Here is a 22,801-nt window from a genome sequence, read left to right on the forward strand (position 1 = left end):
AAAAAACATGCTTCTCAAAAAACACCATGAGATTCATCAAGATACATATACATGCCTTCTTCTATTTTCTCTTCTTAAAGTGCCCTTTATTCGTATTAGTCCCTATTCATTTAATTTTGTTTTACCTTAAAAGCTGCCTTTATTACGCCTCATCTAAGGCTTTTTCTCTCACCTATCTTACATTGTTATTAAATTTCAACTATGCATTTTGCCATAAGGAGCAAAAATTAACTACATTCCTACGGAGAACCTTAAAAATATGTACTTCCTCTTTTAAGAATAATTCAAAATTTAAATTGATTGGCCTTTTGCTGTACTTCATGTATGCAAAATTGCATAGTATTTCGTATTGATAATAATTATCGTTGTAACTATAATGGTTTCAGTAGGTGGTATTTTCATTTACCTTTCAAATTTCAAAAATATTAAAGGAGGATTTAACGTTATGAAAAAAGTCATTTTAGCAGGCGCATTAGGAATTGCAGTACTTTCAGGTATGAATTTACCAGGGGTAGAAGCAACAAAAGCGAGTGCAGCATCTACAAATTTAGAAATTCAAGAGATTAAAAAATATTACTCTATGAGTTCTTATGAAGTGTCTCAAAAGGAATCTTTTAATCTTAAAAAGGGTGAAGAACTTACTGTCTTTGTAACAAATTCAGGATTCCCAATCTCTTATACAGTCTTTGACGCAGATAACCAAGTAATTGGCACATACAATGCTAATTCGCCATATGGCCGCGTATTTACAGCACAAAAAGATGGTAATATTTCAGTACAATTCCAAGCAGGTGCAAATTCTTCGTTCATGAAAAAAATGAATTTTACAGCTAAATTTGCTCTTTCTAAATTAAATTAATTGTAATAACTTGTTTATGCTCTATAAAAAATAAAATAAAAAGGCTTATTCCATTAATAGAATAAGCCTTTTTCCATTATCCTCCTATATTTCTTTTAATATTTTTCTTCTCCATAAGTTCTTAAAACATAATTAAAATCACCCTCAGGATGATTACGTTCCACCGCTTGTACTTTTATATAATAAGTTAACCCCGTTTTTACTTTGTAATCAATATTCTCAGAGATAATAGTAGCATTCGCTGATCGATTTAGTTCATTTCCATCATTATCTAGTAAATATGCTACATTTGTACGTTTAGGTGTACATTCAAATTATTCTACTCCTTCTTTGTCAATTAAATTATGGTTTCCATATACAACGCTATTCACTCCAAATTCATCTGCATTATATGATGCATTATTAGGCTCTTTGTCTCTATACCCTATTAATTTTTCTTTAGCAAGCAATGTCGGAGAAAGAACCTCATTAGCACTCGCTGATACGTTTCCCCTTCGTTCCATCTATTTTTTTTCAATAATGATATTATAGGATATGTAATATCAATCTTTATACATTTGATAATTTATTTATAAAAATAATATATACTAATAAGGATGATTTATATGATAAATTTTCGAAAGAAGATGATAAAATCTTTACAAACATTTTGGGGATGCTTAGCATTCGGTGTATTGACGTTTGCTAAATTCTTAATTATAGGCTTAACAGATACACCTTTTAATGCCTTAGGTTGGAGAGACTGGTTAGGTTCTATAGTTAGTGCAGCCATTATATCAGCTGGAATGTTTACTTTAAAGAAATTGAATTTAAAATAAATATTCCGTCAATACTCTATACAATCTCATTTCCATGATTGGAGCAGTTAGCTTTTGCTAGCTGTTCTTTTTTATGAAACGAACCTACACGCAATAAAAAAAAAGAAATCTTTTATAGATTCCTTTTTTGTCTTACACTCTTTTTCAAATAGTGCATCTTTGCACCTACATTTATCATACCTTATAATTCTTATAAGGTAAATAAGATTAATCAACTTTGGTAACATCTTTTTATAAAAGGAACATTTACTACTAAGATTAATCCAGCATTTTATAAAATCGATAGCTTCACTATCAATACTACACTTTAAATTCCTGCCAATTACATTATTATTGTGCTAATAATGTAATTGGCGCAGTGTAAACTGTGTCAGTTTTCCCATCAGCATGTGTTACTTCAATTTTCATGCGATATGTTCCTGCCTCATTCAAATTACCTGCGCTGTTACCGTCAAAAGTCCAAACATTGAAATCTTCATTTGTTCCAGCTGGCAACATTGATTGATAATTGAAGTCAGTTTCAACATAACCCCAGCCAGTAGCATATTGTTTTTCTACAGTTGCTTTGTATGTTACATCATATGTGTTATCATTTGTTGCTCGTAGGATAATATTTTGTCCCATTCTGTATTCCGTATCTGAAAGTTGAATTGTAAAATTGTTCAATGTTTCTTTAGGACCACAAATATATCGGCAAAATTCGCTCGCTCCCTCTGCTTGAGCTTTAGGTGTTTCCACGTTCATTACTGTTAATCCACCAAGAGCTAAAGTCCCTGTTAACAATATTTTTCCAAATGTTTTCATTTAAAATTCCTCCTATTAATCATTAAATATTCGCCGTTAATTTTTAAAACATTTTCATAATTTTCTTTTGTGTAATTAGTGGTAAATATTCACTTCCACATACTACTTTGGTTTGTAGTGTTTTGTAACGTGATAATAAAACTTGAATTACTCTCGACTTAACGTTCTGTCGGAGAAAGATAAAAAATCTTTACTTGTGTTACTTTCAGATTTAAGTAATTTATCGAGCAGTTTACTGACATGTTCAGGTCATAGATCTTTTTTTATGTATATAAAGATTGTCATGCAGGGTTGAATTCTACTTATTCTTAAGGTAGTAGTAAGAAGTCAAATAGACATTAGTGTGCTTGCCCCTTTAGGGATGGGAGTATCAACATGCGCTTGACAAACAATACTTTTTTCAAAACTAAGAAAAAGGTCCCTTGCACCTTCAGTAATGATACAACTTTAGACTTCTTAAAAATTAATAATTGGGATCTATTCACTTGCCCTTTTATTATCAAGCCCTGTATCAAATGAATCTTCTTCCAAATCTATAAAATTTCTGTTTCTAGCAATATTAAAAATCCCAACTAACATACTGGCTGAAAATTAATTTTCTACACAGTTTAAAAATAAAAATGTATCTTTATTTTTAGAATAATTCCTTTTCTCTCATGTAATAACATTTAATTTATTCCATTTTATCACATTTTATGGAATATCCAGTTTGTTATTGTAAAATCCTAAATATTAATACTATAATGTAAGTTTTTTTACAAAAATATGATGTTTTAGCAAAAAGCAAACATTTTAATTGTTGATATTGATACTATTTAGCATTTTAAAATACCTTCCACTCAATATCTTAAAGAACTACTTAAAATGAGAAACTTCACTATTAAGGGATAATATAGTTCATAAGAAAAAGGCACCTAAAAGGTGCCTTCTTCTTATGAACTAAAAATTATTTAGCTAGTTATGAAATAATTATTCTCTCAAATAGACTATATTTATATCAGACGATATCATCAACTTATTGAAATTGTTTTCCATAAGGATAACGAGAATATCCAATTCGAATCTCCATTTCCTTGGTAACTTTGAACAGCTTCATAGAATTTCCCTTGATACTCTACTCGGTTCTGGTGCAAAAACTTCAGGACCATTGCAACGAATCTATAAATATTGGATATACTGATACTATTACTCTACAAAAGGTGTGTGATCAGTATGTCCAAGTTTAAGAGATTTTTTGCACCAGAACCCAATGAATTACAGCAATTACTCACAATTGTATAGAATTCAGCTATACCCCATCCTAACTTTCTATCTGTAAAAAACTTTGCAACAGAACCAACTTTCGCACCTATAAAATAAGTGGGAAGCTTTAGCTATATTGAATTTAGAGTCTATCAATTGTGTACTTGACAACTTGAGTAAAATAAAAAAACACCTCGATCTTTGGTATAGTGAGATTGCCTAGAAATCACTACCACAGAAGAGGTGCCTTAACTACGATAAATTAAAATAACCAATATCATCAACTACCAAAAGAACTTAATTCTATTTTTTTCGAGCTTGAAATGAATATCCAGCTAAGGATGCAGTCTATCGCCGTTTCCTGCTGCTGTTTAGTACGAATACGATTAAAAAAGTAACTCGCCTTACGAAAAAAATCCGCTCCAAAGTGTTGATTGTGCTTATGATCGTAACCGCAGTAAAAAGGTTGAATTGCTGGCACACTATTTTGAAACCTTGGTTAGCTATTCAAACTTTGAAGTATTTACTGTTTTTTAATCAATGAGTAAGGGGCAAAATTCAAAGTATATGGTGGCACTATTTGTACTTCGTCCTGTAATCTTTGCTCATCGAATAAACCTAGAGCTATCACTCATGCCTTCAGTTGAACACCCTGATGACTGAGCTAAGATAAATTATGGATGAAGTGCCCGTGCCATCGCATCAAAATAATTCTGACTGGCACGCTGACTTACTACGGCTTCAGGCACAAATACTTCAAAGCAATGGAAGCAGCCGGGGTAGAGGTGAAATTCAACGTCTACTCCTGCTTGTGCAAGTCGTGTTACATATTCAATGGTTTCATCTCGAAATAAATCGAGTTGACCTACACATGTATAAGTTGGTGGTAGCCCGGCTAAGTTTTCTGCTCTCGAAGGTACGGCATAGGAAGATAGCTCGTTGGAATCTTTCTCCTTGCCCAAGTACATACTCCAAGCCATCAAATTGTTTGCTCTATTCCATGTTGCGTGGTCTTCTGTAATCTCATAGCTTGATGGTGTTATGTTACGGTTGTCAAGCATCGGATACAGCGGCATTTGGAATATAATAGATGGCCCTCCTTTATCACGAGCCATTAACGCAAGCGCTACTGTTAGTCCACCGCCTCCACTTGCACCGGCGATTGCAACACGATTCACATCAATGCCAAGCGATTCTGCCTCATTTGTCATCCAAACCAAGCCTGCATAACAATCTTCGATAGCCGCTGGATAAGGATGTTCGGGAGAAAGTCGATAATCGACAGACACAACAACGCATTCAGCAGACTGAACAAAGCGTTCACACAAAACATCGTCCATATCAGGGTGTCCCATTACGTATCCGCCACCGTGAATCCACAGCATAGCTGGAAGTTTATCAAGATTGTTCTCAACGGGTTCGTAAATTTTAACTAACATCTCGCCAGCAGCGCCAGGAATCATTCGCTTGGTCATGTGTACAAGCTCTGATTTTTCCAAATGTGGATTCGACAAGAGACTTCGACTCGCCTCTAAATCCCCCTCTAATTGAAAGCCTGGAAATTGTGAGAAAGCCTGTTTTAATTCTGGTAATACTCGACTGTCAATTTTCATATAAATTCCTCCAGTTAAATAATGAGACTTGATGCAATCCTTATGGAATAATTAACGGAATAGATGTGTCTCCTGTTCTCCTTCAGCTTCCCATTTGGCAATTTCCTCTCTTACACGAGGGGCAACTTCTGTTCCAAGCAATTCTATGGCACGCATGACTTGATCATGTGGCATGGTACTTAATGGTACATACATCATAAAGCGTGTAATCCCTACATGCTTACGAAGATGGATGATTTTTTCGGCGACTGTATCTGGATCACCAACATACAATGCCCCTTCAAAACTTCGTGCAGCATCAAAGCTGGAACGATCATAATAAGGCCAACCCCGCTCTTTACCAAGTTTATTCATGCCTGCCTGAGTGGACGGGAAAAATGTATCTGCTGCCAATTCCGTATTCTCTCCAACAAATCCAATCGAATGAGATCCCACCTGAAGTTTTGATACATCATGACCAGCGTGAGCCGCCGCTTTCTTATATAGCTGTACAATTCGTGCAAAGTGCATTGGGCTACCACCAATAATCGCCAGCATAAGTGGTAATCCCAGAAAACCGGCACGGATAGCAGACTCCTGATTTCCACCGCTACCAACCCATATCGGTAAAGGATTTTGAACAGGTCTTGGATACACACCTAAATTATTGATTGCTGGTCGATGTCCGCCTTCCCAAGTCACTTTTTCGGACTGACGTATTTTGAGCAGTAGGTCCAAATGTTCTTCAAACAGTTCTTCATAGTCCTTCAAGTTATAGCCAAACAATGGAAAAGATTCGATAAAGGAACCACGACCCGCCATAATCTCTGCGCGTCCATTTGAAATGCCATCCAGTGTAGAAAAATCCTGAAAAACGCGCACAGGATCAGCTGAAGAAAGCACAGTTACTGCACTCGCGAGCCGTATCTTTTTCGTTTGTGGTGCCGCCGCTGATAGAACCATCGCTGGAGAGGATGCTGCATAATCCTTCCTATGGTGCTCACCAACACCAAACACATCAAGTCCTACTTGATCAGCAAGAACGATTTCTTCAACAACTTCACGCAATCGCTGTGCGTGACTTATCACTTCACCACTATGTACATCTGGTTTCGTTTCTACAAAAGACGTAATACCTATTTCCATTTGTTATCTCTCCTAGTCCAATTAGATTTTAAGTCAAAAAATTAATCATTTCCTTTATGGTAGTAACGTGTTTCTCATATTGGCTAACACACGTTTATTTCATGAAATCTTAACTCGTCTGGTCATAGCCCAAAAAAGAAGAGCGAAAGCACTGACAGAGGCTCCAAGTAAGGAAACCCCTCCCCAGCCAAAGTGTGCGTATATTTGAGTCGAAGCAATTGAACCACCAGCACTGCCGATAGAATAAAACACCATATATCCAGCAGTAAGTCGACTCCGTGCTTCTGTATGCAATGGAAGGATCATGGTTTGATTCGTGACATGTATTGCCTGTACGGCCAAATCAAGTAGAACTATCCCTATCACTAATGCGATTAATGACTGCTCTATATAACTGATGAACAACCATGAAATCAATAATAGAGCTAAAGCAATACCTGTCGTTCGTTGTCCGTAACCTTGATCGGCCAATTTCCCTGCCCGTGCCGCAGCTAAGGCTCCAGCCACGCCTACAAGACCGAATGCGCCAATTGCACTATGAGATAGAGCGATTGGCGGTGTACTAAGTGGCAGTACTAGTGAAGTCCACAAAATGCTGAAATCAGCAAAAATCAGCATGGCTAGAACGGAGCGAACGCGTAACGTTCGTTCTTGAATAAACAAAGCAAGCACCGATCTAATCAACTGAGGGTAGGATAGCGATTTTACCTCGCGCTCAACATTGGGCAACATCTTTATAAACATAAAAACCATCAAAAGCATGAGCGCAGCAGAAAATAGATATACAGAACGCCATCCCGCAACATCTGTTAATATACCAGCAAAAGTACGTGCGAGAAGTATGCCAATAACTATTCCACTTGTTACAATGCCAACGACACGTCCTCTTTCTGTAGGGGAAGCGATGGTCGCTGCAAACGCCACGAGAGTCTGTGTCACAACTGCAAGCAGACCCACCAAAGCCATACCTGCGAAAAGTACCATGCTAGAGAAGGCAGTACCAACTATAACCAGAGCTATTGTAGATAATAGCATCTGACCGACAATTAGACGTCGCTGGTTTAGCAAATCTCCAAGCGGTACGAGTAGTAGTAAGCCCAATCCATAAAAAATTTGTGTAATGGTAATAACAACACCAATAATGGAATGGTCAATACCAAACTCATTAGATAGTTGATCAAGCAACGGCTGTGCAAAGTAAATATTGGCAACAGACATTCCACAGGCAGTCGCAAACAATAATGCCAAAGCGTGAGACATGGATGGCTGTTGATTCAAATTAGGTTTTGTTATGGAAGATTTATGACTTATCTTAGTGCAGAGTGGATCATCTTCTATTTTTTTCTCTGTTTTGCACATACCTTAACCTCCAATCATATTAGATTTTTGATTATAACATACCGTTCGGTACAATATAATTACTGGTAAATATAACTTAGTCTCATTCATTATGTCAATGTTTTTTGCACTAAAGTAAATGTTATATTAAATGAATGAAGCTTGATTTGACATAAATAATGGCTAATTATATAATAATTACATACTGTTTGGTAACAAAAATAACAATTGTAATTACCTACACACCTATCCTAAAACAATTAATAAAATCAAAGTTTGAGGAGGAGAATTCTTAATGGCAAGAACCCGTGAATTTGATGAGGATCAAGTTTTAGATGCAGCAATGCAGTTATTTTGGGAGAAGGGATATGAGGCTACCTCATTAAGTGATCTTACTTCTAGAATGGGCATTCAACGCCCTAGTATTTATTCGGCTTTTGGAGATAAGAAAGAATTGTTTGAAGCCGCACTTCGCAGATATACAATGTCTCGGGCCTCTGATACACGAACTAGGCTTCAAAGTCACTCCTCTGTAAAAGAGGCATTTTCTATTTTCTTTGCCGATGTCGTCAATGAAGAATACGCAGAAGATCTTAGTAAAGGTTGTTTTTGTATCAATACAATGGTTGAACTAGCACCTCATGATGAGAGATTTGAAATTTTGACCAGAGAACATCAAATGTACCTCGCCGTCATTTTTCAGGAGACGATCGAACGAGGAATCCAATCAGGTGAGCTGGAAGTCAACACAGATGCAAAGTCTTTGGCACAGGCACTGATTGTAGCGTTAATCGGTCTAACGGTTATGATGAAATCTCGCCCCCAACGTTCATTTGTCGACAATGTAATAGCAGCGACGCTCACATTACTTAAGTGACATGATTGTATATGAAAGTACGAAAACTATACCTTTATAGGGGTAGCGTCACATCACCATCAAGCTAAGAAATGCAAATACCCCAGAACGAAATTTTGTGCTAACTTGTAACAAAAAGCTCATTTTTTCGTTTTGGGGTAATTCTGAATTTTTAAGTTGATGGGTATGTTGCCGTGCCCCTATTAGACTAGATCATGAATTATGAAATAAATTTTTAGTATATTAGAGTAAGTAGTAAAGATCAATCTATTGAGAGACGACTCGCGACCGCATCAGAGATAAGTATTTCTGAAGATTCCCCCATGCATCATATTCGTAATTCGCAATAAACTCAACAGAAAACTATTCACTTACGCAAAAGTACATCAATATCCTCCTTGAATTTCAAAATACAAATTATTAATAAAACAAGTAAAGTAGCTATATTAAGAACATTGAAGATATACAAAAAAAACAACACGCCTGTCAGTACATCAGATATAAATCCTTCTCTGACATTTTTTAAATATTGATTGAATTTTTCGAAGACAGCATAACTTTCTCTAGTATAAATATGATAATGCAAGCAAGAAACTCGTTTTACATATAGCAAACACGTTATAACGATTACTGAAATCTTGCCGAATATATAGGTGTGACAGATGAAAAAATGGAACTCATTAAACAAGAAACAAACTTAACACAAAAGATGCGTTTTCAGCGATACAAATAGGATTGGACCAAATCGCAAAATCTTTACAACAAGGAGAAAAAGTACAGTTACTTGTTTTTTGAGGACATCCGAAGTCCAGGAACTTGCAGAGCGTAACGGTCGTAATCCAAAAACAGGAGAAGCGATGAAGAGTCTTCCTTCAAAATTAATAGGTTTTAAAACCAGCTAAGAACTTAAATATATGGTAAAGTAAAAAAGTATTTTCCTACATATAGGAGAATACTTTTTTTAAAGGAACCTCAAAACTCACACATACCCTATACAGTAAAGGAAGTTTGGTACATGCAATTTTCTATAGACGCGATTCGTAATTTCCTCATACATGATATGGAATCTTATCGTGAAATGATCCTACAAGAAAATGATTATGACAATATGAAATGGAGTTACACTACATTCATTGATATGAATAATTACCTAAAGAAAACCAATATGGATCAAGAGGAAATTCAAGAGTTATTATCGGTGAGCCGTGAAGGGATCTCTTTTGGTTCGGTAACAAAACGTGATATGCTCTTTATACATTCTCTTACTAGTCCAAATCGATGTTTGGAACTAGTGGAAACCTATAAATTGATGGAACGAACAAACGAATACGTTCCCAATATGAAAGAAGAATTGCAATGGCTCAAAGATCGATGGGAAAAAGGATTTTATATTTTTGTTAATCAATAAATACGTTGTATTTATAAAAGTGCTTACCATAGCAAATATAGAAGAGTCAAAGAATACGAATATAGCTTAGAAAAAAGCAAATCTTCTTAAAAGGGAAGTTTGCTTTTTTCTTATTCCCCCTTTTCGAGGGGATGGGCAAAAACCACCCTTAATGAACTTTATATTGACCAGATAACTGCTCTTGCGCCATACGAACTAAACGTTTCGTAATCTCTCCGCCTACTGAACCATTTGCTCGTGCTGTTGAATCCGGTCCAAGTGTAACACCGAACTCCTGAGCAATTTCATATTTCATTTGCTCAATAGCACTTGCTGCAGCTGCTATCAAAATTTCGTTTGAATTATTATTTTTGTGAATTTGCATTTCTTACACACCTCCATTGATTTAGTAATATCGTGCTCTATTTCCAGTAAAATATGCAAAAATATTCTTTAAGAAATACATACTATTATATTAATACAAAATCATGAGTTCCCTTATCCGATTATCTTAGTAAAAGCCCTGTACTCCTTGACAGGTCTTTTACATGGAAACCACCTATTGCTTGTAGATTTTTTATCATTTTAGCCAAGAAGACTCCTTCCTCAAGGAACGCGAAGTGAGTAGGTGGGAGATGAATTAGCTTCGGACAAGGGATGGCAGTAAGCCATCTTAATTGTTCGACATACATAAAGTGTTACTTCACTACCTACCGAATGTATGTTTGTTGTATAATAGACACATACCGAAATGGAGGTGAAATGAATGATGATTAATAAAGCATATAAATTTCGTATCTATCCAAATAAAGCACAAGCGGCCCTAATCAATAAAACGATTGGTTGTTCTCGTTTTGTATTCAACCACTTCCTATCTCTATGGAATAATGCATACAAGGAAACAGGAAAAGGTTTGACATATGGTACATGCTCTGCCAAACTCCCTGCCATGAAGAAAGAGTTTGTTTGGCTAAAAGAAGTGGATAGTATTGCTATTCAGTCGTCTGTTCGCAACCTTGCGGATGCTTATACACGCTTTTTCAAAAAACAAAACAGCGCCCCGTGTTTCAAATCTAAGAAGAACAACCTACAATCTTATACCACAAAACAAACAAATGAAAACATTGCCGTTGTAGGCAACAAAATGAAATTGCCAAAACTAGGTCTTGTTCGATTTGCCAAAAGTCGTGAAGTAAAGGGACGTATTTTAAATGCTACGGTTAGAAGGAACCCTTCTGGTAGATACTTTGTGTCATTGTTAGTTGAAACAAAAGTGCAAGAACTCCCGAAAACACTTTCTTACATTGGAATGGATGTAGGGCTAAAAGACTTCGCGATTTTGTCAGATGGAACAACCTATAAAAACCCGAAGTTTTTTCGATCGTTAGAAGAGAAGTTGGCGAAAGCGCAGCGTGTTCTTTCTAGAAGAATGAAAGGATCTTCTCGCTGGAATAAACAAAGAATTAAGGTAGCTAGAATTCATGAATATGTAATGAATTCTAGAAAAGATTACTTGGACAAAATCTCAACTGAAATCATCAAAAACCACGATGTTATCGGTATAGAAGATTTGCAAGTATCGAATATGTTAAAGAATCATAAGTTAGCAAAAGCAATTAGTGAGGTTTCCTGGTCACAGTTTCGAACCATGTTGGAATATAAAGCAAAATGGTACGGCAAACAAGTCATTGTCGTATCGAAAACATTTGCTTCCAGCCAATTATGTTCTTGTTGTGGATATCAAAACAAAGACGTTAAAAATCTAAACCTACGTAAATGGGACTGCCCTTCTTGTCGTACACACCATGATAGGGATATTAACGCAAGTATCAATCTAAAGAATGAAGCGATAAGGCTTCTAACCGCAAGGACTGCGGGGTTAGCCTAATAAATTAAAGTTCGATAGAACTCTTTACTTAGGAATCCCCCTCTTCTAAACGAAGTGAAAGTGGGGGTAGTTCAAGCTATACTTATGAAGAATCGACAAACATGATTTTCTTCTTATTCAAATTTAATATTTACATCTACTTAAACAGATTGTATATTTTCAACCCAAAAAGACACCTTAAGGTGTCTTTTTTCAATATGTCCATGTTTTACTTGATTTGTTTTTATTTGTTAAAACAAGCAAAGTATTCACAGAAGTACTTTACTCATCATAATGTACAGTTGCTATGATGTTCTTCTATGCAATCATGATTCTAAGATTTGTGCTTCTATAAGTCCAAAATTCCCATAACTTCTTTCGTAAATAGTTTAAAGTCTTTTAGATGTTTTTCAATAATTTGACGAACAATATCTAAGTTTACACTTTGATAATCATGAACAGCAATATTTCGAAATCCCACCATCGCCTTTAATTTACTTGCTAGCTCTGCGCTAAGTAAATCTGCTGCAACCAACAAATCAAAAGCGTCTCGACTTGATTGAGGTAATCCTAATTTTTTCCCTGCAACAATATGCATTGCTAAATCAATACTTGCTTCGCAAGCTCTTTGTATGTTCAATATTATAGAATCTTGCTTTGTATAATCCTCCAAATTATCAGGATTATTTCCATATACGTCCTGTATTCTTTTTATACAACGCTCTATTGTAGAAATTTTATTCAAAATGACTTCATTCTTCATAGATAGAACCTCTTTTCTTTATATCATCAAATACTATCTGGCGTTCCTCATTCAATTTTGAATACATTTTTAAAGTCTTCATTTCAAAAATGATTTTTCGTTCTTCATCAGAACAAAATACTGTCTTACCTGTATGTATAATCTGAGCTTGAAAAACTGTAGAAGCTTCTGATAAATCAACTAAATCAACATCTCTATGAACAATATCCGCTAACTCCTGTGCTAATAAAAAACGTTCATAATTCCCTAATTTTATGTCACTTAAATAAGCTATATCAATATCACTATCTTCCCGTTCTCTGTTCTCTGCTATGGATCCAAATACAATTATCCAATAGGGATTCACAGTCTCTTGTAATTTTTCTATAATAGCTGTAATCATGCTTTGAAAAATCATTTAATTTATCCCCCCTTATTATATTTGAATTTTATTATATCATAACCATTACCCAATCTTTTAAGCTGCACTACTACATAATTAAATTAAACCTTCTTGACGCTTAAAGCACTTTAAAATTATAGATTTTTTTGCTAGAAGAATCCCCTGCAGGACTTAGTCCGCTTTTAGTGATAGGATTAAGACCTAATGCTGTAAACAGAAAATTTAAAGTTCTTTTAGGTATAAATCTTATATCATTATTTAAAATGCTATAACTACACAGATTTATAAACCTTTATATTTTCCTCATTTAAATACACCAGAAAGGTGTTAGAATCATATCCTCAATTGTATATAGAAATATAGTATGTCATAATGTTATTTCATTTTTGAAGTTTTCTTTACAAAATTCTTAATTTCTTTTAATGTTTTTCCACTAATATTATCTTTGATGGTTGAATCTATTTCATTTTCAATATAAAAAGTTTTCTCATTTACCTTTGCTTCAAATTTATATTTATTTTTATCCCAATTTATTAGATTGCTTTTCAGGTGTGCGACATTCCTTAAATCAAACTGAATCATAAAAGGTTCTAAAGCTGGATAAAAATGTCCAAGTTTACTATTCTCTTTTAAAAAAACTATATATGTGTCACCAGATTTAGGTTTTATATACAATGGATCTATATTTTTCACTTTTTTTGTAAACAATTTCGTAGCACCTTTCAGAATTATTCCATTGTCATCAATAACTTCATTACTTTCCTCTAATACGAGGCTTTCTGAGTATCTATGATTTATTAAAATTTTATTCTCTACAGAGTCCCCTTTTAAAATTTCTTTGACATGAAAATTAAACAGATGGCCTTCGATATCTTCACCTTGAATCTCATATGATGAATTGTTTGCCATATTCCATTTAGAGTGTAAACCGTCATATTTACCTAGTACAATTACATCTGCTTCTTCCACCATTTCACTTAAATGATTTGTAGTTTTGAATGTTTTACTTAAAACTATAGTTTCAGAATTCGATGAAACATTAGACACTTCTGCTATGTCTGTATTTGACCAAATTGTTTTACCAATAATAATTAAAAAAGTAAATATTAATAAACATAGACTCCATTTCATTACTTTATGTTTATACATTATAATAACGTCTCCTTAAAAGATATTTTATACCATTTTCTCAACATGAATATTCTGAGTTTTTAAAAAAAAATTAATCCAAAACAAGATAATGATGCTATAATTCTCTTGTTAAAAATAATCTTTGGAGGGATAATATGAATTTTAGAAAAGGGGTTACTGCATTTTTATTAGGTAGTGTGTTTGTCTTTTCCAGCGTTGGAGTTTCAGAAGCTTATGTAAAAGAAGGATGGAAGCTACCTTCAAAATCAGCTACATATAAGTGGGGAGACAGATTAGACGATGGCTCCAGTATCATTAAATCCGGTTGGCAAGCTGCAGATTCCGCCTGGTACACTGCTTCTCGTATTAACTTTACAGTTTCTTCTTCTTCTGTGAACAAATTAAACTCTTGGTTTGAAAGTTCCTCTACTTATTATGGAAGAATGAACACAACTTATAATACATCCACTAAAAAAGTAACGAAATTCGCTGGTGATATTAATGCAGGGAATACAAATATTACAAAATCTAATGTTGCTAAAAGTACAGGAGTTCATGAGTTTGGTCATGCAATAGGAATAGGTCACAACAGTGGCACTTCAATTATGAACAGCAATCGTAATCGTACTACTATGCATGTCCCTCAAACTGACGATAAGAATGGTGTAAATGCAATCTATTAACAGAAAAAGGAGATGATTTCTTAATGTTAAGCAAAAAAGCAAAAACTATAGTAATTGCAATTCCTTTGGCTGCAGTGATTGGTTTTGGAGGATATTCAGCATATAATAGTCACTTCTCCAATGTTGCTGGCGAAGATAAGAATGCTGAAACTGTCATTCTCAGTAAAGATTTCCCTGCTACAAGTGATTTAAATCAAATGATTAATGAAGCCGATTTAGTTGTAATTGGTGAATATGAAGGGCTTGGCTCTAAGTGGAATATGGCACGTAATCCAAGTAATCCATCGGAAGAGGATACAGAAAATTATGTTGAAGGACATCTATATAATTTCAACATTTCCGAAACAATTAAAGGTGTGAATGAAAATAAACAAATAAAAATCAATCATCGTTTCGCTGAAACCGTAAAACTTGAAGATTCTAATGCAGTTGTTGCACCAGATGGCACAGTTACAAAACAAGCTACTAAGGTAACTACTAAAGAGGTTCAAAATAAGGATCCTTTATATATCGAACCTAAAGTTAATAAAAAATATATGATGTTTTTAAAGAAAGATCAATTATTTGGAAACTACTACGGAGCAATTGAACCATTTGCAATTACTTTTGATGAAAATAACAAAGCTGACCTTCAAACAAACATAGAAACTATTAATGAAAGTAAGATGTCTTCCAAGGCAGAAATTGCAGGTAAAACAATTGTATTGAAAAATGAAATACATGAAACTATTACTGACAATATTAGCGGTAAGACCCTTAATGAATTAAAAGATCAAGTAAAACAAAATGTTAAGTAATAACCATAACTTATAATAATTTATCCTAATTCATACGATAGTAAAAATTAATTTATTAAAGTTGTCAAAAATTAAATACAAATTTTCTTGAACTACCCCTACTTTCACATCGTTTAGAATTTTGGGATGAATGTCATGAAATAATAAAAAAGAAAGGGCTTATCTTTAAGTAATCCTTAACATAAGCCCCTTATTCTATCTAATTATTTAAACACCATTCGTTTCCATCACTCTATACAGCAATTTCTATAACAATGGATTACCTATTTCAAATAGTGGAAACTACAAATTAGTTGAAAAATTAAACGTTTATGCAGTTGGTTGGACTGCACTATTACCACCAATTGCCGTTATGCATATAATTGAAAAAATAGTTCATTTCTAAATTTATAATGAGTCTACACTGAATATTATATAAATGTAGATATAAGACACTTCACTACACTAAAAATATCCAGAAGTACTTTCCTCCTCATATGGTTATAAAGTACAACAGATAGGCTCTTATGCTATTACACATAAGAGCCTATCTGACTAGTATTATAAACAACTAGTTATATAAGATTCTTTCATACTAAATAAAAGGTATCTCTACAATTATTCTGGGAAAATGAAGCTAGAGTTCCCTTCACTATTAGCGGAATCCTCTTTCGGGAATGTAATAGTAGTTCCTTCATTCCCTTTATTTATTTCTTGTTCCTCTGGAAATACAATGGAAGAATCATTGCTTAAGTTTGGTGAAAAGCCAAGTTTAGATACAATGGCTTTTAAATCAGGTAAAACACCAATTTTATCAGAGGCTGGATCATTGGATTTCGTTCCTGTACTAGAATCACTTAAAATATCCCTAAGCTGGCTTGGCGTATATACTTTTCCCTGATTATTTTTTACAATCCCTTGAATTAATGCAGCAGCACCAGCAATGATAGGTGATGCACTAGACGTTCCGCCAAAGCTAGAAGTATAAAGATTTGTCATAAATTCACGTGGTTTAGCATCTGTTGTGTCTACTGCATTTCCCCATCCATACACATCTACTCTACTACCATAATTAGAGAAATATGAACGTTTATGAGGAACCCTTGCAGAAGCTGCCCCAACCATAATCGCCCCTGAATCTTTGAAATCAGGACTATTACGATTTAAAACTTGTTTACCATTACGGTCTCTAAATTGATCCAAGTCATTTCCGCCGTTTGCACCTGCTTCAATAATAATAATTCCCTTATTTGTTCCCAGACGAATTGCATCAAATATATCCGGTTTTACTTCTACAGGAAGATAGTTCTTATCTCCATATCCTTCATAAGTTGCTTGAGCTTCTAATAAAAGAATATCTCCAGCTTGCATATTGTTAACCGCACTTAATATAGCATCAGCTGTATTATACCTACCGTTGTCTCTAATCTGAGATACAACCTTTACCTTAGCTTTTGGTGCAATCCCAATTCCACCTATGTTATTATCTTCTGCAGAAACAATTCCTAAGACTGAGGTACCATGATCATGATGTTCACTCTTGTTCTGTCCGGACATCAATTCGATCTTCTGATTCACTAAATCTTCATGACTAAATAACCAGCCATACTCCATATCTACAAAAGTTGTTCCTTTTCCATCTCCACCTTTTATACTCCAGGCATAAGGTGCATTGATTCCTAATGGTGCTGGTTCAAGGTAACCTTGCCTTGTAAGTCTAGGCTCATCATATGGATTAACTGATAAATTGGATAAACGCTCTTCAGGTGGAGCTTCTTCTTCCTGTAAATATGCCGTTTCAACAAGAGATGATTTCTCAAATTTTACAAGCAATGCTTGTACATCAATATCACCTTGGGTTTCTACAATATAATAGTTTAGCAAATTAGAAGAAATATGATCAGAGTCTTTTATTTCTTTACCTAGATTTTTAATTTCTTTAGGATTTAAAGAACTAAAAAGTCGATTTATAGTTACATTTGGATATTCGGCTAAAATTCCAATTAATTCAGGGTCTTGTTTTTCTTCTTTAATGAATTTTTCTATCCCATCCTGATATGGCAAATTTGCTTCATTTTTAAATTTCAAAATTAATTGTTTAGTAACTTGCTTATGTACAATAGAATTCAATTGCTTATTTGAATAATCGTAACTAGCTGCGTAGGCAATTTCTGATTTTTCACTTGGGAGTAGTCCGCCCACCCCATTAAATGCTGTTAATGCAATTGAAGAAACTAGAATTCCCTTAAAAATTTTCAAATCGTGCACCTCTTTTAATTTATATATGATTATAAAAAACTATAGATTACCTAACTTCTTTTTTATACAAGCGTCTTATATTTAGGGTTATATTTTCAACTCCATTCATTTTTTTTATATTCACTTATATATCATTAATACAACTAGTTCATACCATCAAATCTATTACTTTAGTTGCATTACTGTAACCAGTATAGTTACAACTATAATAAATATTCAACCTTATTTTTTATGCAATTTCGCATTTTAAAGAGTGTATACTTCTATCAACTTACTCCTAATTATTTTAATTTGAGTCTTATTCTCCTCATATTAAACCGATCTCTTATTTAAGTATAAAACCTTTACATTTTAAGAGAAGTTGGGCTTCTATCATTTTAAGTAATTGCATATATGTAATTAAAGGCATATAAGGGGGATTGAAAAATGGTAATTTCAAGACAAGATTCCTGGACTAACGATAACGATTCACTTCTCGCAACAATAGTACTTCAAAATATTCGTGACGGTGGAACACAATTAGCTGCATTTAAAGAGGTAGCTAAGCAATTAGCTAGGACACCTGCTGCTTGCGGATTTCGTTGGAACTCATGCGTACGAAAACAATACGAAGAAGAAATACAACAGGCTAAACAAAATCAAAAAACTGGAAATAACAAGTCCCCCATCCAACAAACAAAAGAAACAAGCTCTTTATCTATTACATTAGATGACATTATTATCTTTCTACAAAATTATAAAGCAGTGAGTGAAGTGAACGATTTACAACAGCAAATTGAATATTTAACGGCAGAGAATAAATCCCTTCTCCAACGGTTAACTACATACGAAGAAGAGTATCGTATGTTACTTAACCATATCGATAAGGCAAGAAATCTGATTGTAGTCGACTAAGAAGAATCAAATTAATTTTTATCATATTAAAACCGTAGCCTGTCAAAATTACTATGTATGAATTAATTTCAATACATTATAAATGATAATAAGCAAAGCGCACGTTTATTGTTAATAAACGTGCGCTTTACTTAATTCATAAAATAGAAATTTTTTTCAACTCGATAATACTTTTAAAATTAAGATGTTTGTTTTATAGGTATCTGTTTGCTTCTATTCTCAACAAGTTTATCTAATAATAAGTAAACAAATCCAGACATAACACATCCCACACCTAAGATTGTAAATAATATATGCCCTAGAAGATGCTCCAGTAATAAACCACCTAAAAGAGGCCCTAATATATTACCTGTAATCCACTGCAGATTAGCGGCTCCCATATAAGTACCCCTCAAATGTTCTGGAGCTAAATTAGCAACGAAAGTCATTTGGACAGGTGACATAATCATTTCTCCTAAAGTATAAACTGTATAAGCTATTAATAATGAAACTAAAATAACTAAATCGTTTGTGTTTATTACTTGAAACCACTTTGGTAACCATCCTATTGCCAAAAGACCAATACCAAAAAGAATTGCGCCATATAGCATTGATTTCCCAATCGATTTGTGAGTTAACCATTTTGAAATGGGAAATTGAAAAAAAACAACTAATAGGCCATTTAACGTCATTAAATATGGAAATGGATTACTATTTCCAAAAATCATTGTCTTCTCATTACTAAAATGAAGCGGTAACATACCTTCCGATTGCGAGAATCCCATAAATATAATGATTCCTGTAACTATATAGAAAAGTAATATCCTATCCCTTATAACAACTCTTAATGTGGATCTTATTGAATTTTCAGGTGTTTCTTCATGTATCATGACATTTTTAGGTTTTGTTTCCTTTAAAAACAGTACCATTAATATTGTATAAAACAGCATGGTTCCAGAAGTAATCAAAAAGATGACATCTTTTGATACAACTACAACTGCTGCGCCAATTATAGGACCTATCGCTGCTCCTATATTATGAGCCATTCTAAGTAATCCATATGCCTCAGTTCTTTTTTCTGGTTCTGTTACATCCGTAACCATTGCAGATGCGGCTGGTTCAAAAAAAGAGTTACATAACCCTAAACCGATAGATAAGATTGCATATGCTATAAAACCATCTATGAACAAAAAAAACAGCATTAATAACCCATTACTAGCCATAGAGAGTACCATAGTTGGTTTCCGGCCATAAGTATCTGCTATATGTCCTCCAATTAACGAGCCTATACTTGCTGCAATTGGAGATAAAGCTATGATCACACCTACCTCAAGCAAAGAATCTACTTTATCCTTTAAATATAATGCGAAAAATGGCATTAACATCATCATTGCAATACCATTTAAAGCTTCTCCAATAAAGCGAATCCATACATTAAGGTCCATCCCCTTGAACTCTTTCCATGTACTTCTCATATATACCTCACCTATGCTCACTGTATATTTTTTATTACGTAAAGAGCTTTATAACACTTTTACCAAAATCTAAATTTAGCAAAATAAGCTACCAATTCATAAAAATACTTATCTTTTGATAAAATAATATAAACTCGTACCAATAATCTCCAGTGCATCTTGCATACGTTGAGCCGAGATGTTCTCTAAAACGGTATCTTGAGGTGTATGAAAAACCCTTTCAACATGATAAATAAGAGGATCCCAACTCTCTACATCCATCCATATAAATAAAGCAGAGGGAATTCCAGCTTGATTAAATGGTACATGATCACTAGAATCAAACTTTCCAGTTAACACAACCGATTTCCTCAATTCTTTACTAGTAGCTACAGCAGTATTTGTTACTTCATTTTGAGAGCCATCTAACGTCATTGCATATAAATCCTTAGCCTGATGATAACTTGTTGCAATCATATCTGCATTAAACACTCCTCGAATACGTGTTTTGTCTTTATCAGATAACTGATTAACATAATGATAAGCTCCTAAAGATTCATTTTCTTCCGCTCCAAAAGCAATAAATTGAATTTCTTTATTAGTCTCTATATCCTTAAAATTGTAAGCCAACTCTAATAAAAGCCCTACTCCAGAAGCATTATCGTTTGCTCCAGGTGCCCCGATAACACTATCATAATGAGCACTCATTATTGCTACTTCCTCATCACCTGTCGTATGTTTAGGCTTTTTTTTCGCAATAACATTTAATGAGCGCAAATTTACTTCTTGCTTTGCCTTTAAACTGACTACATTTTGATTATGTAATAACTTTTCTTTCATCCTAATCCCCTGATTATAGGCAAGTCCAAATACAGGTATCGATTGTTCCTTTTTTAAAATTGGATTAAAAGCTTCTCCATAGTTCCCTCTATCCCCAATCGTACTATATAACAACACACCTTTTGCTCCCTTTATCGCTACATGCTCAACCTGTTCATTATATTTTTCAATAGTATCGGCTTGTTCTAATAATACTATTTTCCCATGGATTGACTCAGATAAACTATTAATATTGGTCTCTTTTCCTATAAAAACTACCGAGCCAACCACCGGATTTTTAGATATAAATGCATTAGATGCTGCCCCAACCTGCCAATCTTTTTCCCCATACATACTAAAAGAAATACTTCCAATATATTGATCAGGTACAGGAAGTGCTTGATATTCAACCTCATACCCTAATTTCTGCAATGTATCTCCAATGTATTTAGCTGCTCTATGTTCTTGCATAGTCCCACTTGGCCGTGGACCAATTTTTTCAGAAAGAAAACGTATATGTTCAATGGCACGACTAGCACGAACTTGTTCTGTCACAGGAGAATACAGATTATTATTAACCATAGCATTTACTTTTACTGGTTCTCCATATGGATTACTAAAAAAGAAAAGCAATAGAATTCCAAAACTTACAATGATTTTTTTTGTAATAGCTAATTTTTTCATTTGTCCTCCCTTTTATTAGAAAACATTAATAGTAAAACCTTCCCTTCTAACATACTTATTTAGAAGAAAAGGTTCACTAAAATCATCTCTAACTTAAATTACTTGATATGATATTAAACCAGTAACTCTTTTTATATCTTTAAAAAATTCGAGTTTGCTTGTATGCCAGTAATATTCTTTTGGAACCAATTAAGAGTCTCCCATGATTTCACTCTATTTGTATAATCAGTCTCCTGTACTTCGAATACAATTCCTATATTTCTACTTGAAACTTGATTCTTTACTTTTAATAAAGTTTCATGTAATAAATGTTCATTAATAGAACCATTAGTCGGACTTTCTCCCTCAAAGCAGCGTACCTCACTATAAGGAATCGTCAAATGTTTAAAAGAACTAAAATGTAAATGTTTGATATGATTCATTAAATTTATATACTTATGAAAGTCTTTATACTCAATTTCCTCTTGTCTTAACAATTTAGAAATACCTAGACGTGTAAGATAAGTGATAGACCAATGGCATATATCCCACGTTATTCCAACATTAGATAAATCTAAATTTACCAAGTCATTAAAATCTTCTGGGTATACAAATATAGGATCAAAGTCATCACCTAAGTTTCCAATGATGGGTAAGTTTTCAACACCTATCCATATATTGGTTCCTTTTATTTCCTCATCTATCATTTTAAAGAACTCTATAATTCTTTTTCTATTATCAATAAGATTATAAGTTTGAAATTCTGCTATGTTCATAAATTGATTAGCATGAACTGTTATACCTGCTGCGTTATATTTTATAGCAAGATTAATAAACTCATATAACTGTTTTTTTATAAATTCACTATTTAAATAGTCTGCATTATCAGTTGGAAAATGCAAGGTTAATAAAGATGGATTAAGTGTTTGAACAAAAGAAAGTACATCTGAAAACTTTGTTGTATATGACTTATCATGTAAAGATTCTCCATCAAAAATATTTGCTTCTAATCCATAACCTTGTTCAACCCATTTTAAATCAATTTGTTTGCGATCTAATCCAAAGAATGGTACCTGCGGTATTAACATA

22 protein-coding genes and 2 pseudogenes are annotated in these 22,801 nt (G+C 33.8%); 11 read left to right on the forward strand and 13 right to left on the reverse strand.

The window, feature by feature from the left end; translation table 11 throughout:
- Positions 1–445 precede the first annotated feature (445 nt).
- Positions 446–859, forward strand: coding sequence for a hypothetical protein (locus MKX77_RS27575; protein WP_341308369.1), 414 nt, complete (start codon positions 446–448; stop codon positions 857–859).
- Between the two features lie 314 nt (positions 860–1,173).
- On the opposite strand, the gene MKX77_RS27580 is transcribed toward MKX77_RS27575, so the two are convergent.
- Positions 1,174–1,362 carry a hypothetical protein gene (locus MKX77_RS27580; RefSeq protein WP_341308370.1) on the reverse strand — a complete coding sequence of 63 codons (189 nt, stop codon included), beginning with the start codon at positions 1,360–1,362 and terminating at the stop codon, positions 1,174–1,176.
- A 102-nt stretch (positions 1,363–1,464) separates the two neighbouring features.
- Here MKX77_RS27580 and MKX77_RS27585 point away from each other — a divergent pair, with 102 nt between their 5' ends.
- On the forward strand, positions 1,465–1,677 hold the full coding sequence (locus tag MKX77_RS27585) for a hypothetical protein (protein ID WP_341308371.1): 213 nt from the start codon (positions 1,465–1,467) through the stop codon (positions 1,675–1,677).
- A gap of 330 nt (positions 1,678–2,007) precedes the next feature.
- Here MKX77_RS27585 and MKX77_RS27590 read toward each other — a convergent pair whose 3' ends face one another.
- The 4 genes from MKX77_RS27590 to MKX77_RS27605 all read right to left on the reverse strand — a co-directional run bounded on the left by MKX77_RS27590 (position 2,008) and on the right by MKX77_RS27605 (position 7,820).
- A complete protein-coding gene (locus MKX77_RS27590; protein WP_341308372.1) occupies positions 2,008–2,481 on the reverse strand; it encodes a hypothetical protein in 474 nt (157 codons plus the stop codon).
- Between the two features lie 1,916 nt (positions 2,482–4,397).
- Entirely contained in the window at positions 4,398–5,336 is a 939-nt protein-coding gene (locus tag MKX77_RS27595; RefSeq protein ID WP_341308373.1) for an alpha/beta hydrolase, read from the reverse strand.
- 51 nt (positions 5,337–5,387) lie between these two features.
- Positions 5,388–6,461, reverse strand: coding sequence for an LLM class flavin-dependent oxidoreductase (locus tag MKX77_RS27600; protein WP_016091903.1), 1,074 nt, complete (start codon positions 6,459–6,461; stop codon positions 5,388–5,390).
- Between the two features lie 99 nt (positions 6,462–6,560).
- Positions 6,561–7,820, reverse strand: coding sequence for an MFS transporter (locus MKX77_RS27605; RefSeq protein WP_341306227.1), 1,260 nt, complete (start codon positions 7,818–7,820; stop codon positions 6,561–6,563).
- 274 nt (positions 7,821–8,094) lie between these two features.
- Between MKX77_RS27605 and MKX77_RS27610 the strand changes: the two genes are divergently transcribed.
- From MKX77_RS27610 to MKX77_RS27620, 4 genes and pseudogenes are all read left to right on the forward strand, one after another.
- The gene (locus tag MKX77_RS27610) at positions 8,095–8,676 is read left to right on the forward strand and encodes a TetR/AcrR family transcriptional regulator (RefSeq protein WP_341306226.1); all 582 of its coding nucleotides are present in this window, start codon (positions 8,095–8,097) and stop codon (positions 8,674–8,676) included.
- Positions 8,677–8,897: 221 nt separating this feature from the next.
- Positions 8,898–8,972 (forward strand): annotated as a pseudogene (locus MKX77_RS27615) (recombinase family protein); the annotation flags it as partial.
- Positions 8,973–9,446: 474 nt separating this feature from the next.
- Positions 9,447–9,557, forward strand: a complete 111-nt coding sequence (locus MKX77_RS30770) for an HU family DNA-binding protein (RefSeq protein WP_445819126.1) — start codon at positions 9,447–9,449, stop codon at positions 9,555–9,557.
- A gap of 113 nt (positions 9,558–9,670) precedes the next feature.
- Positions 9,671–10,063 (forward strand): hypothetical protein, encoded by a 393-nt coding sequence (locus MKX77_RS27620; protein WP_002204072.1) that lies wholly within the window; start codon positions 9,671–9,673, stop codon positions 10,061–10,063.
- 148 nt (positions 10,064–10,211) lie between these two features.
- Here the strand turns inward: MKX77_RS27620 and MKX77_RS27625 are convergent, their stop codons facing one another.
- Positions 10,212–10,427, reverse strand: coding sequence for an alpha/beta-type small acid-soluble spore protein (locus tag MKX77_RS27625; protein WP_215556728.1), 216 nt, complete (start codon positions 10,425–10,427; stop codon positions 10,212–10,214).
- A 381-nt stretch (positions 10,428–10,808) separates the two neighbouring features.
- On the opposite strand from MKX77_RS27625, the gene tnpB reads away from it, so the two are divergent.
- On the forward strand, positions 10,809–11,930 hold the full coding sequence (gene tnpB, locus MKX77_RS27630) for an IS200/IS605 family element RNA-guided endonuclease TnpB (protein WP_341308374.1): 1,122 nt from the start codon (positions 10,809–10,811) through the stop codon (positions 11,928–11,930).
- 328 nt (positions 11,931–12,258) lie between these two features.
- Here tnpB and hepT read toward each other — a convergent pair whose 3' ends face one another.
- The 3 genes from hepT to MKX77_RS27645 all read right to left on the reverse strand — a co-directional run bounded on the left by hepT (position 12,259) and on the right by MKX77_RS27645 (position 14,203).
- Complete coding sequence (gene hepT, locus MKX77_RS27635; RefSeq protein ID WP_002204073.1) at positions 12,259–12,672, reverse strand: type VII toxin-antitoxin system HepT family RNase toxin; 414 nt, start codon at positions 12,670–12,672, stop codon at positions 12,259–12,261.
- Entirely contained in the window at positions 12,662–13,069 is a 408-nt protein-coding gene (mntA, locus tag MKX77_RS27640) for a type VII toxin-antitoxin system MntA family adenylyltransferase antitoxin (RefSeq protein ID WP_215556727.1), read from the reverse strand. The genes hepT and mntA overlap by 11 nt, the downstream gene beginning before the upstream one ends.
- A gap of 360 nt (positions 13,070–13,429) precedes the next feature.
- Positions 13,430–14,203 (reverse strand): hypothetical protein, encoded by a 774-nt coding sequence (locus MKX77_RS27645; RefSeq protein WP_341308375.1) that lies wholly within the window; start codon positions 14,201–14,203, stop codon positions 13,430–13,432.
- A 137-nt stretch (positions 14,204–14,340) separates the two neighbouring features.
- Between MKX77_RS27645 and MKX77_RS27650 the strand changes: the two genes are divergently transcribed.
- The 3 genes and pseudogenes from MKX77_RS27650 to MKX77_RS27660 all read left to right on the forward strand — a co-directional run.
- Positions 14,341–14,868: a matrixin family metalloprotease gene (locus MKX77_RS27650; protein ID WP_002162058.1), complete on the forward strand. Its 528-nt coding sequence runs from the start codon at positions 14,341–14,343 to the stop codon at positions 14,866–14,868.
- A gap of 23 nt (positions 14,869–14,891) precedes the next feature.
- On the forward strand, positions 14,892–15,665 hold the full coding sequence (locus tag MKX77_RS27655; RefSeq protein ID WP_341308376.1) for a cardiolipin synthase: 774 nt from the start codon (positions 14,892–14,894) through the stop codon (positions 15,663–15,665).
- 259 nt (positions 15,666–15,924) lie between these two features.
- Positions 15,925–16,050: pseudogene (locus tag MKX77_RS27660) on the forward strand (DUF3221 domain-containing protein); the annotation flags it as partial.
- A 212-nt stretch (positions 16,051–16,262) separates the two neighbouring features.
- On the opposite strand, the gene MKX77_RS27665 reads toward MKX77_RS27660, so the two are convergent.
- The gene (locus MKX77_RS27665) at positions 16,263–17,903 is read right to left on the reverse strand and encodes a S8 family peptidase (RefSeq protein WP_341308377.1); all 1,641 of its coding nucleotides are present in this window, start codon (positions 17,901–17,903) and stop codon (positions 16,263–16,265) included.
- A 426-nt stretch (positions 17,904–18,329) separates the two neighbouring features.
- Here MKX77_RS27665 and MKX77_RS27670 point away from each other — a divergent pair, with 426 nt between their 5' ends.
- Complete coding sequence (locus MKX77_RS27670) at positions 18,330–18,797, forward strand: RsfA family transcriptional regulator (protein ID WP_240381348.1); 468 nt, start codon at positions 18,330–18,332, stop codon at positions 18,795–18,797.
- A 179-nt stretch (positions 18,798–18,976) separates the two neighbouring features.
- On the opposite strand, the gene MKX77_RS27675 is transcribed toward MKX77_RS27670, so the two are convergent.
- The 3 genes from MKX77_RS27675 to MKX77_RS27685 form a co-directional block, all read right to left on the reverse strand.
- Complete coding sequence (locus MKX77_RS27675; RefSeq protein WP_002068800.1) at positions 18,977–20,251, reverse strand: MDR family MFS transporter; 1,275 nt, start codon at positions 20,249–20,251, stop codon at positions 18,977–18,979.
- 108 nt (positions 20,252–20,359) lie between these two features.
- Positions 20,360–21,733, reverse strand: coding sequence for a M28 family metallopeptidase (locus MKX77_RS27680; protein ID WP_002068799.1), 1,374 nt, complete (start codon positions 21,731–21,733; stop codon positions 20,360–20,362).
- 131 nt (positions 21,734–21,864) lie between these two features.
- On the reverse strand, positions 21,865–22,800 hold the full coding sequence (locus MKX77_RS27685; RefSeq protein ID WP_002068798.1) for an endonuclease: 936 nt from the start codon (positions 22,798–22,800) through the stop codon (positions 21,865–21,867).
- Position 22,801: the final 1 nt, after the last annotated feature.

Origin of the sequence: Bacillus sp. FSL R9-9410 (assembly GCF_038050385.1) — a bacterium.
In the GTDB taxonomy this organism is placed as follows: domain Bacteria; phylum Bacillota; class Bacilli; order Bacillales; family Bacillaceae_G; genus Bacillus_A; species Bacillus_A cereus_U.

Excerpts from the sequence above, each read along its gene's own strand:
- tnpB (WP_341308374.1), top strand. The coding sequence starts at position 10,809 with ATGATGATTAATAAAGCATATAAATTTCGTATCTATCCAAATAAAGCA.
- MKX77_RS27610 (WP_341306226.1), top strand. The coding sequence starts at position 8,095 with ATGGCAAGAACCCGTGAATTTGATGAGGATCAAGTTTTAGATGCAGCA.
- hepT (WP_002204073.1), bottom strand. The coding sequence starts at position 12,672 with ATGAAGAATGAAGTCATTTTGAATAAAATTTCTACAATAGAGCGTTGT.
- MKX77_RS27620 (WP_002204072.1), top strand. The coding sequence starts at position 9,671 with ATGCAATTTTCTATAGACGCGATTCGTAATTTCCTCATACATGATATG.
- MKX77_RS27580 (WP_341308370.1), bottom strand. The coding sequence starts at position 1,362 with ATGGAACGAAGGGGAAACGTATCAGCGAGTGCTAATGAGGTTCTTTCT.
- MKX77_RS27575 (WP_341308369.1), top strand. The coding sequence starts at position 446 with ATGAAAAAAGTCATTTTAGCAGGCGCATTAGGAATTGCAGTACTTTCA.
- MKX77_RS27590 (WP_341308372.1), bottom strand. The coding sequence starts at position 2,481 with ATGAAAACATTTGGAAAAATATTGTTAACAGGGACTTTAGCTCTTGGT.
- MKX77_RS27595 (WP_341308373.1), bottom strand. The coding sequence starts at position 5,336 with ATGAAAATTGACAGTCGAGTATTACCAGAATTAAAACAGGCTTTCTCA.
- MKX77_RS27605 (WP_341306227.1), bottom strand. The coding sequence starts at position 7,820 with ATGTGCAAAACAGAGAAAAAAATAGAAGATGATCCACTCTGCACTAAG.
- MKX77_RS27670 (WP_240381348.1), top strand. The coding sequence starts at position 18,330 with ATGGTAATTTCAAGACAAGATTCCTGGACTAACGATAACGATTCACTT.
- MKX77_RS27625 (WP_215556728.1), bottom strand. The coding sequence starts at position 10,427 with ATGCAAATTCACAAAAATAATAATTCAAACGAAATTTTGATAGCAGCT.
- MKX77_RS27650 (WP_002162058.1), top strand. The coding sequence starts at position 14,341 with ATGAATTTTAGAAAAGGGGTTACTGCATTTTTATTAGGTAGTGTGTTT.
- MKX77_RS27685 (WP_002068798.1), bottom strand. The coding sequence starts at position 22,800 with ATGTTAATACCGCAGGTACCATTCTTTGGATTAGATCGCAAACAAATT.
- MKX77_RS27675 (WP_002068800.1), bottom strand. The coding sequence starts at position 20,251 with ATGAGAAGTACATGGAAAGAGTTCAAGGGGATGGACCTTAATGTATGG.
- mntA (WP_215556727.1), bottom strand. The coding sequence starts at position 13,069 with ATGATTTTTCAAAGCATGATTACAGCTATTATAGAAAAATTACAAGAG.
- MKX77_RS27600 (WP_016091903.1), bottom strand. The coding sequence starts at position 6,461 with ATGGAAATAGGTATTACGTCTTTTGTAGAAACGAAACCAGATGTACAT.
- MKX77_RS27655 (WP_341308376.1), top strand. The coding sequence starts at position 14,892 with ATGTTAAGCAAAAAAGCAAAAACTATAGTAATTGCAATTCCTTTGGCT.
- MKX77_RS27585 (WP_341308371.1), top strand. The coding sequence starts at position 1,465 with ATGATAAATTTTCGAAAGAAGATGATAAAATCTTTACAAACATTTTGG.
- MKX77_RS27680 (WP_002068799.1), bottom strand. The coding sequence starts at position 21,733 with ATGAAAAAATTAGCTATTACAAAAAAAATCATTGTAAGTTTTGGAATT.
- MKX77_RS27645 (WP_341308375.1), bottom strand. The coding sequence starts at position 14,203 with ATGTATAAACATAAAGTAATGAAATGGAGTCTATGTTTATTAATATTT.